Genomic DNA, 12,665 nt, shown 5'->3' with positions numbered 1-12,665 from the left:
GTTGCCAGTCCGTCGGTGGAGCGCAACATGATGTCCTTTGGCACGCACTACGTGGTGAATCATTTCGAGAAGTTCGCTGATCATCTGGCCGAGGCGATTCATTCGCCGCATTGGTACCGGCTGGTTGATCTGTTGACCGGTCTGCCCGGGCAGGAATTGCCGGAACGACATGATCCACCAGCCGGCAACTGGGTGGTCTGCGGCTATGGTCGCTTCGGTCAGGCCGTGGTGCGCAATCTGGAACGTCAGGGGGTGAGCCTTACGGTGATTGATCCCGGGTCGGATTTGCCGATCACCATCCGGCACGTGCCGGGACTCGGTACCGAAGCCGAACCACTGCGCACGGCCGGAATCGAAACCGCGGTGGGCATCGTTGCCGCTGGCGACAACGATAGCAACAACCTGTCGATCGCCATCACCGCCAAGGAACTCAACCCGGACCTGTTCGTCGTCGTGCGCCAGAATCGGGTGGCGAATCAGGTCTTATTCGATGCCTATGATGCCGATTTCACGATGGTTCCGTCGCGCATCGTGGCGCGCGAGTGCCTGGCCCTGATCACCTCACCCCTGTTGGCGCATTTTCTCCATCTTGTGCGGGCCTGGCCGGAGGTCCGCGCGGCGAGGGTCACCGGGGTGCTTGAGGGGTTCTCCGGCGGGCGCGTGCCGCTGGTCTGGGGAGTGTGCCTGAATGCCGCGGAGGCTCCGGCGGTGCACCGCGTACTGATGATGGAGCAGGGCAGCATCGCTCTTGGTGATCTGTGCCGTGATCCTGCGGCCCACCATGAATCGCTGCCGCTGTTGCCGCTGCTCCTGGCGCGCGACGGGCGTGATCACGAACTGCCAGATGACGAAATGATGCTGCAGCCGGGTGATCGATTGCTCTTTGCCGGGACGCGTGCGGCCAAGGTGGCGCAGAATCTGGCGCTCGACAATCGGAATGTGCTGGATTACGTGCTCACCGGCCACGATGCTCCAGGCTGGTTGTGGGGTCTGCTCAGCCGCTGGCGGAGGCAGGCCGGCGGGCTCGGGCAGCCGTAATGCGGTTTGCCGCGGTTGCCGTAGCGCTGGACCATCGCGGAGGCAGGAACGTGGTCGGGCGGCTCTCCGGCCAACCGATACCCAGGCGGGCCGTGGCCGAATTCGCCGCGCCCGCAGGTGGCGCTTCCTGCATCCAGGCGCCGGCGGCTTGCGTATGGCAAGGTGTATGAGTTAGCGGAAGATAACAATGACAGAGACTTCGGCAGCCTGTTGGGCGGATGATTGTCAGCAGGTGGTACGCCATCTGGCGACCGTGGTGTTTCCCTGGGATACCACGCGGGCGCTTGAGCTGGCGCTTTTCCGTACCTTCGCGTCGGTGCGCATCGGCGGTCTGCTGCATGCCACAGGTGAATTCGAAGCACGGACCTGCAAGCGCTACGACGATACCGATCTGATCATCAGTGAAATCATCGAAAACGGCTTCGACAGCCCGCGCGGCTCGCTGGCCATCGAACGAATGAATGCCCTGCATGGACGCTTCCGGATTGCCAACGAGGACTTCCTGTATGTCCTGTCTACGTTCATCCTTGAACCGATCCGCTGGAATGAGCGTTTCGGCTGGCGCCGCATGACCGAAGCCGAGCAAGCGGCCTGGTTTCGCTTCTGGCGCCAGCTCGGCGAGCGCATGCGGATCAGCCATCTGCCGCACAGTCTGGTCGATTTCGAAGAGTTCAGCCGTGCCTACGAGCAGGCCAACTTCCATCCGACGGCGGCCAGTCGACAGGTGGCACTGGCGACGCGCGAGCTCTTCGCCAGCTGGTTTCCGGCGCTGCTTCGCCCACTGGTACGCAGCAGCATCCGGGCCCTCCTCGATCCGCCGCTGCTCGCCGCGTTCGCTTTGCGCCCGGCACCGCGCGGGCTGGTGTGGCTGGTCGAACGTCTGCTGTTGTGGCGGGCGAGGGCTCTGCAGTGGCTTCCCCGACGCCGACGGCCCAAGCTGCGCACCCGGATCCCGCGGACAGATTATCCGCAAGGTTACACCATCGAGTCCCTCGGACCGCCACCCCTGGGTTGCGCCGGTCGGAGATTGCCCAGTAAAGGAGGAGAAAGATGATCACGATCATGGCACGCATCACCGCCAGAGCCGGCAGCGAAGACGAATTGCGCCAGGTACTGGAGCACTTGCTGGCTCCGACTCGCCAGGAGGTCGGGTGTGTGAGTTATGAACTGTTTCATAACCAGGACAATCCGCTCGAGTTTGTCACTGTGGAGCGCTGGCGCGAGCAGTCGGCGGCCGACGCTCATCTGGCTACCCAGCACGTGGCGGCAGCCATCCAGCGTGCGGGCGCACTAATGACGGCAGCGCCGCTGATCCATCGCTTCCAGCCGGTCGACTGATGTCGCCCGCCACCAACTGCTTGCGCAGCCGGCGCCCCCCGTTGGCCGGCGTCAGCTCTGGTCCGGGCCCGCTGTTGTCGTCTTGCCGGACCGGTCGCGGGAGGCAGTGATGACGGCGCTTGACGCGGGTGCGCCGGAACGGGTGGCGGGTCGTGGTGAACCGCCCGGCGCACCGGCGTCCGGCCAGGCAGGATTGACGCACAGGCGCGAGCAGCGGCAGCTTGAGACACGTCGGGCGGCTGCCGGCTGGTCCTGGTGGCAACAGATCCTGTTCTTTCTGGCGGCGCTCGTCGGTGGCAGTTATCTGTTGGCCATTGCCTGGCTTTATCTTTGTCAGGAGCGCCTCATCTTCGAGCCCGTGCCGTTGCCTGCGGAACACCGCTTCGTGCAGGCTGAGGTCGAGGAAGTGACGCTTCGGGTCGATGGCGCAGCGCTGTCGGCCCTGCATCTCCGGTTGCCTGATCCGCAGGGAGTGGTTTTCTTCCTGCATGGCAACAACGGTAATCTCGCCTCCTGGTTTGTCAATGCGGATTTCTATCGCCTGGCCAACTACGATCTGTTCATGCTTGATTACCGCGGTTATGGCAAGAGCAGCGGCCGCATCGAGAGCGAGGCGCAACTGCGTGCCGACGTGCGGGCCGCCTGGGACGAAGTCGCCCGACAATATGCCGGCAAGCGCAAGGTGATCTACGGTCGTTCGCTCGGTACCGCACTGGCCGCTGGCTTGGCCGCCGAGGTGCAGCCGGATCTGACCATCCTGGTGTCACCGTTCTGCAGCATGGCTCAATTGATGCGGCTGCATTATCCGCTGCTGCCGACGCTACCGCTGCGCTACCCGCTGGTGACCTGTGACGACGTTGCCCGGTTGCGCGGGCCTCTCTTGCTGGTGCATGGCGAACGGGATCGACTGATTCCGGTCGGGCACAGCGAGCAGCTGCTGGCGCGGGCGCCGCAGGCCCGCCTGCTGCGCCTGCCGGCTGCCGCGCATGGCGACATACATCAATTCCAGGGCTATCACGAAGAACTGCTGCGTACGCTGCAGGCGCTCTGACCAACACAACGACCGAGGAGGACATCTGATGCTCAAGGGACTTATGCAGGATCGCCCGTTGCTGATCTCGTCGCTGATCGAACACGCAGCCCGACTTCATCCTCGGAGGGAGATCGTTTCGCGCACCAGTGAGGGGCCGATTCATCGCTGCACCTACGCCGATATCGACCGGCGGACCAGGCAACTCGCCAGCGCACTGACCGCACTCGGTGTCACACCCGGTCAACGTGTCGCCACGCTGGCCTGGAATGGCTACCGGCACATGGAGCTGTACTACGGCGTTTCGGGGATGGGGGCAGTGCTGCATACCATCAATCCACGCCTGTTTCCCGAACAGATCGAGTACATCGTCAACCATGCCGAGGATTGCCTGCTTTTCTTCGATCTCGGTTTCGTGGGGCTGGTCGAGAGCCTGGCGGGGAAGATACCCGGTGTGCGCGCTTGCGTGGTGATGACCGACCGCGCGCACATGCCCGAATGCAGCCTCCCCGGGCTGCTGTGCTACGAGGACCTGATCGGCGGTCGGTCGGATGCGTACGACTGGCCGGTGCTGGATGAGAACGTCGCCTCGTCGCTCTGTTACACCTCGGGTACCACCGGCAATCCGAAGGGCGTGCTCTACTCGCATCGCTCGTCGGTGCTGCATTCATGGGCGGCCTGCGCCGTCGACGGTCTGGCCATCGGGGCTGCCGAGACAGTGCTTCTGGTCGTCCCGATGTTTCACGTCAACGCCTGGGGAATGCCATACGCCGGGGCGATGAGCGGTGCCCGACTGGTGCTGCCGGGGCCGGCGCTCGACGGCGCCAGCATCTACGGGCTGATGCGCGACGAGCAGGTCACCCTGGCGCTCGGCGTGCCGACGGTCTGGCTGATGCTCCTGCAACATGTCGATACGGCGCGCCTCAAGCCCCGGGACGAGCTCTGCCTGCGCCGCGTCGTGATTGGCGGTTCGTCGGCTCCGCGCACGATGAGCGAACGCTTCGCGACCGATTTCAGCGCTTTCGTCGTCCATGCCTGGGGAATGACCGAGATGTCGCCGCTCGGTACGGTCTGCAACCTGCTGCCGCGGCACGCCGGCCTGACGCTGGAAGAGCGCCTGGCAATTCAGGAGAAGCAGGGGCGTGCGGTCTATGGCGTCGAGATGAAGCTGGTCGATGACGCAGGGGTTCGGCTTCCCTGCGATGGCGAGACTGCCGGTCACCTGCTGGTGCGCGGCCCGTGGGTCACCCGCGGCTACTACCGCGACGCCGGGGCTGGCCTTCTCGATCCGGATGGTTTTTTCGACACCGGTGACGTGGCAACCATCGATGCCGATGGCTACATGCGGATTACCGATCGCTCGAAGGACGTCATCAAGTCGGGTGGTGAATGGATCTCTTCGATTGCCCTCGAGAACGCCGCCGTGGCCCATCCGGCGGTTGCCGAAGCGGCGGTGATCGGCGCCGCGCATGACAAGTGGCAGGAGAGGCCGTTGCTGATCGTGGTCAGAAAGCCCGGTGGCGAACTGACGCGCGAGCTCATGCTCGAGTTCCTGCAAGGCCGGGTGGCGAGCTGGTGGATACCCGACGACGTTGTGTTCGTGGACCAGTTGCCGCATACGGCAACCGGCAAGCTGCACAAGTTGAAGCTGCGCGAGATGTTCAAGGACTACCGCTTGCCCGCCGCCTGAACCGCTGCCGGGGTACGACCGGTCCCGGCGGCCGCTTGCCGTGTCGGCCTGCTCGCTCGCCGGGTTTGGCATCCTCGGGCGGGTATAATCCTTCCGGTGGGGCCGCAGCGGCGCGTAACCTGGTTTCCCGGGAGGCGTCTTCGGGTAATCCTGGCGCGCTGCGACTCTCTGTTCCTGCTTGCCTGGCGGCGTGATGGCGCCGTTTTTCACATTCCGGTAGCCGATCGTGATCGCTGATCCCGTTGCACGCGCGCGCCTTGTCGGCCTCATCTGCATTGTTGCTTCGGCCGCCGGCTTTGGCGCGATGCCGATTTTCGGCAAGCTGGCTTACGCCAAGGGGGTGGATCTCCCGAGCATGCTGTTCCTGCGCTTTGCCCTGGCTGGCCTGTTGATGGCGAGCGTGATGCAGTGGTGTGCCATGCCCTGGCCGCGCGGACGAAATCTTCTGCTGTTGATCGTCATGGGTGGGCTGGGCTACGTCGGACAATCCTTCTGTTACTTTGCGGCGCTGCAGCACGCGACCGCCGGGCTGACGGCCTTGCTGCTCTATCTGTATCCGGCCATCGTTACCGTTCTGTCGGCGCTTCTCGCTCGTCGGCGACTGTCGCTACTGCGCATGCTGGCGGTGGCGGCAGCGTTGTTCGGCAGCGGTCTGGCGGTCGGCGGCAGTCTCGCCGGCAGCCTGCCCGGCATCCTGCTCGGCGTTGGCGCTGCCTCGATCTACTCGATTTATATCCTGGTCGGTGAACGGGTGACACCGATCGCCGGGGCAATGCCTTCGGCGACGGTGGTCATGCTCGCCGCAGCGCTGGTTTACGGCTTGATCGTCTGCTGGCAGGGGCCGGCGTTTCCAGTCTCGCCGACCGCCTGGGCAGCGGTCGGCGGCATCGCGCTGTTCTCCACGGTGGTGGCGATGATCGCCTTCTTCGCCGGCATGGCGCGCCTGGGAGCAGCCGATGCGGCGACCATGTCAACGCTCGAACCAGTGGTCACCGTAATCCTGGCCGCAGTTTTTCTTGGCGAAGCGGTCGGTGGCGGACAACTCGTCGGTGGGACGATCATCCTGGCTGCAGTGATTGTGCTGGCGCGTGCGCGGCAGGCGGGGGATCACCAGCCGCGCGGGTAGTCGCCGGCAGGAAGTGCAGCAGGTGCTCGACCACTACCTGCGGCCGCTCGCTCATCATCGCGTGGCCGCAGTCCGCGATCTCGACGCGCCGCGCGTGGCGCAGTGCTTCCTGCAGGGGGGGCAGATTGCGGCGTGGAGTCATCCGGTCGCGCCGCGCCACCATCAGCAGCGTCTGGCAACGGACCTGGGCTGCTGCTTCCAGCCCGTTCAGATAGTTGTTGCAGTTGGCCAGATCGATGGCGAGAACACCTGGCGGGCTGCGTCGCATGATTGCCAGCGTCACCCCGGGGCCCCAGATGCCGTGACCACCGCCACCGGTAAGCTGGAACCGGGGCGTCAGCGAGTATTCGTTGATCAATCGATAGACTTGGTCTGGCGTTGTCGCAGCGCAGGCGAGCAGGGGGTCGGCCACCGGCATCGGCACCGAGCTGCCGAGCAGGACAAGACCGCTGACGCGCTGCGGATGACGAGCGGCGCCTTCGAGCGCGACCAACGACCCCATCGAATGCCCCACCAGGATGACCTTGTCGACGCCGGTGGCATCGAGCAGCGCCGGCAACCAGTCGGCCAGCGCCTCGATGCTGGGCAAGGGCGGGCCGCCGGAGAGGCCGTGGCCAGGCAGATCGGGAGCCAGCACGCAGCAGCCGGCAGCGCTCAGGCTGCTCGCCACCTGATGCCAGGCGTCGCGGTCATGTGCTGCACCGTGAATCAGCAGCAGGGGTGGCCAGGGCGAATGGGCCGGTGCAAACGGATGATCGGTAGCCAGGCGGCAGAGTTGTCCGGCGACGGTGAGTTCCATGCGGCGATACGCGGCCAGTCTGTGCCCGTCGCCGCTTCAGGCGAGGACGTCCGGTTCGAGCCGGTGCTCGAGCAGCACGATGCGATCCTTGAGCAGCAGCTTTCGTTTCTTCAGGCGGCGAATCAGGAGTTCATCCGGCGGTGGGTTGAGCATGAGGTGGTCAATGACCTGGTCGAGGTCATGATGCTCGATCTCCAGTTCGCGCAAGGTTTCGCGGGTTGCAGTGATTTCGTCTTCGGTCAGCATGGTCGGCGATATCCCTCAGGTTGTGATGCGGCCACCTAGGCGGGGCCTTCCACCAGGCGAGCGCAACGATGGACAAAAGGTGCTGCGCGGCGTGCAGCCGGTCCGGCAAGCGGCGCTGTCCGCCGGCCCGGCGGACAGGGTGCGTGGCAGGTCGGGTCTATGGTAGGCGTGCCAGGAGCAAAAGACAACGGCAGCGCAGACCAGACGGACGGATGGAGGCGCCTGCTCGTCGCAAGCCAGGCGCGACGATCTGCGAGGCACTCCGCGCACTTGCGCGGGACTTGCGGCACGGGGCGATTTTGCGAATAGAATAGAGGGTGAAATTGTAACTCTGAGATAGTGCCGGGAGGAGGCAGATGGTTTACCACATTATCGTTTCGTTCGGGCGGGAGAGGCAGTACGAGTTCAAGTTCTCTCATACCGAACTTGCTGCAGGCTCTCCCGAAGAAGCGCGCCGCTGGTTTGACAAGGAATTCGCCGATCTCGAATGCGAACCCAGCAACCCGATGGGCAAGGTGCTGATCATCGACAAGATTCTGAATGTGGCGCGCTATGGTGGCGAGCAACGCTTCGTCGAGGGCAAGGACTGGGCGCTGCGCTTTGCCCGTTACACCGCTCTGGCGCTGGGTCGCGACACCGTCCGCATCGATGTGGCGGCCTTCAATATCGGTTACTGAACGACCCTGCCCAGCGCGGCGCAGGTTTGCGGGCCTGCGCCGTTTGGTTTTATGGACATTGGCCATTGTCGTTCCCGAACCGTGCGTTCGGCGCGCGGCACCGGCCGCGGCATGGCGACCGCCAGATGACAGGTGATGAACAAGGCTTTGATCGGCAACACGGCTGGCGAGGAGGATGACGATGAACCCGTCGATCCGAATCTCCGACTGCCGCAGGGTACGCGCAACTACATCACGCCGGATGGGCATGCGCGCATCCGGGCGGAACTCGAACGGCTGCTGCGGGTCGAGCGGCCGCAGGTGGTCAGTGTCGTGCAGTGGGCGGCGGCGAACGGCGACCGCTCGGAGAACGCCGATTACCTCTACGGCAAGCGACGGCTGCGCGAAATCGATCGGCGCATACGCTTCCTTACCCGGCGTCTCGACCTGGCGGAGATCGTCGATCCGGCCCGCCGTCAGAACACCGAGCAGGTGTTTTTTGGCGCGACGGTGACCATCTGCGACGAGCAGGGACTGGAGAACACCTATCAGATCGTCGGCGTGGACGAGACCGATCTGGCTCGGGGGCGCATCAGCTGGGTGTCGCCGCTGGCGCGTGCCCTGCTCAAGTCACGCGAAGGCGACTCGGTACGTTTTCAAAGTCCGGCCGGTTGGCGAGTCGTCGAGGTGCTGACCGTCGGATACCCGAGCAGTGATCCCTGAGTCGCAAGCGTTGCACCCGATTTGCCCGGCGGCGCGCTGCTGCCCGCCTGAAGGGCTTGAAATGGCGGCGATCGTCCCCAACTGCTGGGCCATTGCGCGCATCGTCCGGTCCGCGCCGATCCGCCTTTCGTCCATAACGCCTTTTACGGAGACATTGCATGGGTGCCCAGAAGGAAACACTCGGTTTTCAGGCAGAAGTCAAACAACTGCTCAACCTGATGATCCACTCGTTGTACAGCAACAAGGAGATCTTTCTCCGCGAGTTGATCTCCAACGCTTCCGACGCTTGCGACAGGCTGCGTTTCGAGGCCTTGAACAATGCAGCCTTGTACGGTGACGATGCCGATCTCAGGATTCATGTCTCGTTCGACAAGGAGGCACGGACGCTGAGCATTGCCGACAACGGCATTGGATTGTCGCGCGAAGAAGCGGTTGAACACCTGGGAACGATCGCCAAGTCGGGCACGCGTGAGTTCTTCTCGGCGCTGACCGGAGACCAGGCCAAGGACGCGCATCTGATTGGTCAGTTCGGGGTCGGTTTTTACTCGTCCTACATCGTTGCCGACAAGGTGACGGTGATTTCCCGCCGCGCCGGCCTTGAAGCAAATCAGGCGGTGCGCTGGGAATCGACGGGCGAGGGCGACTTCACGGTCGAGGTCATCGAGCGGGTACAGCGCGGTACCGAGGTGACCCTGCACCTGCGCGAGGCAGAAGATGAGTTTCTGTCGACCTGGAAGTTGCGCGAGATCATCCGCAAGTACTCCGATCACATCACGCTGCCCATCTTGATGAAGAAGGAGCAGTGGGACGACGAGAAGAAGGCTCAGGTGATGACCGACGAGGACGAGACGGTCAACCAGGCTTCGGCCTTGTGGAGTCGTCCGAAGTCGGAGATCAGCGAGGAGCAGTACAACGAGTTCTACAAGCATGTGGCGCATGATTTCGAGGACCCGCTGGCGCATGTTCATGCCCGCGTCGAAGGCAAACAGGAATACACGCAACTGCTGTACATTCCGTCGCGTGCCCCGTTCGACCTCTTCGAGCGCACTGCGCGTCACGGCGTCAAGCTTTATGTGCGACGCGTCTTCATCATGGACGATGCCGAGCAGCTGATGCCGCTCTACCTGCGTTTCGTGCGCGGGGTGGTTGACTCCAATGACCTCCCCTTGAACGTGTCGCGCGAGATTCTCCAACAATCACGCGACATCGAAACGATCCGTGGCGGCTGCGTGAAGCGGGTGCTCGGCCTGCTCGAAAACCTGGCCGACAGCGAGGCGGCGGCGGACAAGGAGAAATACGTCAGGTTCTGGAAGGAATTTGGCCGCGTCCTCAAGGAAGGTGTCGGCGAGGACTTCGCCAACAAGGAGCGGATCGCCAAGCTCTTGCGCTTTGCCTCGACGCAGGCCGATACGGCCGAGGAAAGTGTTTCGCTGGCCGATTACGTGGCGCGCATGAAAGAGGGTCAGGAGAAGATCTATTACGTCACGGCCGAGACCTTTACCGCGGCAAGGAACAGCCCGCATCTCGAGATCTTCCGCAAGAAAGGCATCGAGGTCCTGCTGCTCTCCGATCGGGTGGACGAGTGGGTGACCGGCCACCTCACCGAGTTCGACGGGAAAACATTGCAATCGGTGGCCAAGGGTGGGCTCGATCTCGGCAAGCTGGAGGATGTGGCGGAGAAGGAGGCGGCCGAAAAAGCTGCCGACGAGTACAAGGATCTGATCGAAAAGGTGAAGACGACGCTGGGTGACAAGGTCAAGGACGTGCGTGTCACGCATCGCCTGACCGACTCCCCGTCCTGTCTGGTCGCCGATCAGTACGATCTGGGTGGCAACCTGCAGCGTATCCTCAAGGCAGCCGGGCAGCAGGCGCCGGCCAGCAAGCCGATCCTCGAGATCAATCCCCGGCACCCGGCGGTGCAGCGCCTCAAGTACGAAGAGACGCGCTTCGACGACTGGGCCAACCTGTTGCTCGAACAGGCGATCCTGGCGGAAGGCGGCTCGCTCGAGGATCCGGCCGGTTTCGTCAAGCGGATCAACGACCTGATGTTGGCGCTCTCGCTGGGGGGCAGTCGATGATCGGCGGCGGCAGGCCGGAGTTGCTGCACGGTCTGCCGCCGATCCTCGATCGTACCGTCAGGACGTTGATTCTCGGCAGTTTTCCATCGCCGGCGTCGCTTGCGGCGGGCCATTACTATGCGCATCGCCAGAACCAGTTCTGGCGTCTGCTCGGTGCGTTGCTCGACGAGCCTTTGGCGGAACTCGACCATGAAGGCAAGCAGTGGACCCTGTTACGACATCGCATCGGCGTCTGGGACGTCTATCGGCAGTGCCTGCGCCAAGGGGCGCTCGATGCTGCGATCGAGTCTGCGGTGATGAACGATTTCTCGCGCCTGCGCGATGAAACACCTTTGCTCGAGCGCGTCTGTTTCAATGGCCAGACAGCCGGCCGGTTGGCCGGCTGGTTTGCCGGAAAAGGTTACGCAACCTGCATCCTGCCTTCAAGCAGCCCGGCCTATACCCTGGCCTTCGACCACAAGCTGGCAGCATGGCGCGCCGCCGGTCTCGGCTAGGCGAGCAGGCACTGATCGACCGCTCGCCGGAGCAGGGTAACGGCGTGCCGCGTTCCTTGCGCGAGTCGGCCTTACCTGGCGGGCGGGGCGAGTGCGTCGCGCAGGCACTGGCGATGCTCCGGACCGGTCTTCTCGCGGCACATTTCGCGTGCCTTCTGGTGGCGTAGGCAGCGCGCCGGATCGGCCGACTTGCTGCAGTCGACCGGTGGCATCTTCTCCTGCACACATTGCTTGAATGCCGGACCGGTCTGCTCCCTGCAGGCGGCGTAGGCCTGTTTGCGTACTTCACACTGTTGCGGATTGCCGGCCTGGCTACAGTCGGCCTGCTGCGCCTGTTCGTGCATGCACTGCTGGCGTTCGGGGCCTGCCTTGTCCCGGCAGGCTTCGCGCACCTTGCGGTGAGCCTCCTGACGAGCCCGGCACTGCTCGGGGTTGGCTGCCTTGGCACAGTCCGCCGGTGGCCCCATTCCGCGGCCGCCGCCGCTACCGGCCGCCATGCCTGGTCCCATGCTGCCGGGGCCGGTCTGGGAAAACGCCGGCAGGGCAAACAGCACGCTGGCGAGCGAAACGAGGATCAGTGAACTTCTGGACATTGGTGGCCTCCTTGTGGCATGTGGCGGGGTCTGCCTGGCGGGCAGGCAGCTCGAACTTCGGCGCGGATGAGCGAAGCGTCCATCTTACACCCTGGCCGCGTCGCCATTGAGTAGCGCAGGTGCTCTCCGGTATAGTGTCCGAACCCTTCCCAGGAACACCCGACATGCTGCAAGCGACGGTACACACCGTTCATGAACATCGCCTGACGCTGGCGGAGGTGCTTGGCTGGCTGGTCGATGATGGCCGTGTCACCTCCGCCCAAGCCGACCTCCTGATCAAGGAGAGTCGCCTGAAGCGGCTGGTGGCGCATCCCCTGGTGATCGTTGCCGACCAGAAATGGAAATCGGAGCAGGAACCGCATCGCCCGCTGACGCTTGAAGAGCTGGGCGAGTGGATGGCCGGCCGGGTCGGCCTGACGTATCACCACATTGATCCGCTCAAGGTCGATTTCACTGCTGTGACGGAAGTGATGTCCAGTGCCTATGCGACACGTTTTGGCATTCTGCCGATCCAGGTGACGACCCGGGAAGTGGTCGTGGCGACTACCGAACCTTTTTTGCGCGACTGGGAGAAAGAGATTCGGGCGATCGTCAAGAAGGAAATCCGCCGTGTTTTTGCCAGTCCGGTCGATGTGGCGCGCTATCTGGTCGAGTTCTACAATCTCGCGCGGTCGGTCAAGAAGGCCGCACAGCTTGGTGGCCCGACTGGCAATCTGTCGTCCTTCGAGCAGTTGGTCGAACTTGGTCGTACCAATCGCCAGTTCGACGCCAATGACCAGCACATCGTCAACATCGTCGACTGGTTATGGCAATACGCCTTCGAACAGCGGGCGAGCGACATCCATATCGAGCCA

Annotated in this window: 13 protein-coding genes and 1 pseudogene; 11 read left to right on the top strand and 3 right to left on the bottom strand. The window is 63.7% G+C overall.

Annotated elements, in window-relative coordinates; genetic code table 11:
- The 6 genes from JNK99_RS13835 to JNK99_RS13810 form a co-directional block, all read left to right on the top strand.
- The coding region (locus JNK99_RS13835; protein WP_291854076.1) for a potassium channel protein at positions 1–1,038 on the top strand (1,038 nt) is incomplete at its 5' end.
- 187 nt (positions 1,039–1,225) lie between these two features.
- A complete protein-coding gene (locus JNK99_RS13830; protein ID WP_291854075.1) occupies positions 1,226–2,092 on the top strand; it encodes an oxygenase MpaB family protein in 867 nt (288 codons plus the stop codon).
- Complete coding sequence (locus JNK99_RS13825) at positions 2,089–2,376, top strand: putative quinol monooxygenase (protein ID WP_291854073.1); 288 nt, start codon at positions 2,089–2,091, stop codon at positions 2,374–2,376. The genes JNK99_RS13830 and JNK99_RS13825 overlap by 4 nt, the downstream gene beginning before the upstream one ends.
- Before the next feature lie 109 nt (positions 2,377–2,485).
- The gene (locus JNK99_RS13820) at positions 2,486–3,427 is read left to right on the top strand and encodes an alpha/beta fold hydrolase (RefSeq protein ID WP_291854071.1); all 942 of its coding nucleotides are present in this window, start codon (positions 2,486–2,488) and stop codon (positions 3,425–3,427) included.
- 28 nt (positions 3,428–3,455) lie between these two features.
- A complete protein-coding gene (locus tag JNK99_RS13815) occupies positions 3,456–5,096 on the top strand; it encodes a 3-(methylthio)propionyl-CoA ligase (protein WP_291854069.1) in 1,641 nt (546 codons plus the stop codon).
- A 226-nt stretch (positions 5,097–5,322) separates the two neighbouring features.
- Complete coding sequence (locus tag JNK99_RS13810) at positions 5,323–6,222, top strand: DMT family transporter (protein ID WP_291854067.1); 900 nt, start codon at positions 5,323–5,325, stop codon at positions 6,220–6,222.
- On the opposite strand, the gene JNK99_RS13805 is transcribed toward JNK99_RS13810, so the two are convergent.
- Positions 6,155–7,021: an alpha/beta hydrolase gene (locus tag JNK99_RS13805; protein ID WP_291854065.1), complete on the bottom strand. Its 867-nt coding sequence runs from the start codon at positions 7,019–7,021 to the stop codon at positions 6,155–6,157. The two genes, JNK99_RS13810 and JNK99_RS13805, sit on opposite strands and share 68 nt — an antisense overlap.
- Positions 7,022–7,057: 36 nt before the next feature.
- Positions 7,058–7,267: a DUF465 domain-containing protein gene (locus JNK99_RS13800; protein ID WP_291854063.1), complete on the bottom strand. Its 210-nt coding sequence runs from the start codon at positions 7,265–7,267 to the stop codon at positions 7,058–7,060.
- A gap of 356 nt (positions 7,268–7,623) precedes the next feature.
- Between JNK99_RS13800 and JNK99_RS13795 the strand changes: the two genes are divergently transcribed.
- The 4 genes from JNK99_RS13795 to JNK99_RS13780 all read left to right on the top strand — a co-directional run bounded on the left by JNK99_RS13795 (position 7,624) and on the right by JNK99_RS13780 (position 11,218).
- Positions 7,624–7,944 (top strand): hypothetical protein, encoded by a 321-nt coding sequence (locus JNK99_RS13795; protein WP_291854061.1) that lies wholly within the window; start codon positions 7,624–7,626, stop codon positions 7,942–7,944.
- A gap of 135 nt (positions 7,945–8,079) precedes the next feature.
- Positions 8,080–8,646, top strand: a complete 567-nt coding sequence (gene greB, locus JNK99_RS13790) for a transcription elongation factor GreB (RefSeq protein ID WP_291854059.1) — start codon at positions 8,080–8,082, stop codon at positions 8,644–8,646.
- Between the two features lie 158 nt (positions 8,647–8,804).
- On the top strand, positions 8,805–10,724 hold the full coding sequence (gene htpG / locus JNK99_RS13785) for a molecular chaperone HtpG (RefSeq protein ID WP_291854057.1): 1,920 nt from the start codon (positions 8,805–8,807) through the stop codon (positions 10,722–10,724).
- A 20-nt stretch (positions 10,725–10,744) separates the two neighbouring features.
- Positions 10,745–11,218, top strand: coding sequence for a DNA-deoxyinosine glycosylase (locus JNK99_RS13780; protein WP_291854078.1), 474 nt, complete (start codon positions 10,745–10,747; stop codon positions 11,216–11,218).
- A 71-nt stretch (positions 11,219–11,289) separates the two neighbouring features.
- Here JNK99_RS13780 and JNK99_RS13775 read toward each other — a convergent pair whose 3' ends face one another.
- Complete coding sequence (locus JNK99_RS13775; RefSeq protein WP_291854056.1) at positions 11,290–11,811, bottom strand: hypothetical protein; 522 nt, start codon at positions 11,809–11,811, stop codon at positions 11,290–11,292.
- Between the two features lie 164 nt (positions 11,812–11,975).
- Here JNK99_RS13775 and JNK99_RS13770 point away from each other — a divergent pair.
- Positions 11,976–12,665, top strand: a pseudogene (locus JNK99_RS13770) (type II/IV secretion system protein); the annotation flags it as partial.

Source organism: Accumulibacter sp., from assembly GCF_016789985.1.
Classification (GTDB): Bacteria; Pseudomonadota; Gammaproteobacteria; order Burkholderiales; family Rhodocyclaceae; genus Accumulibacter.
This window is presented reverse-complemented; position numbering and strand designations above follow the sequence as displayed.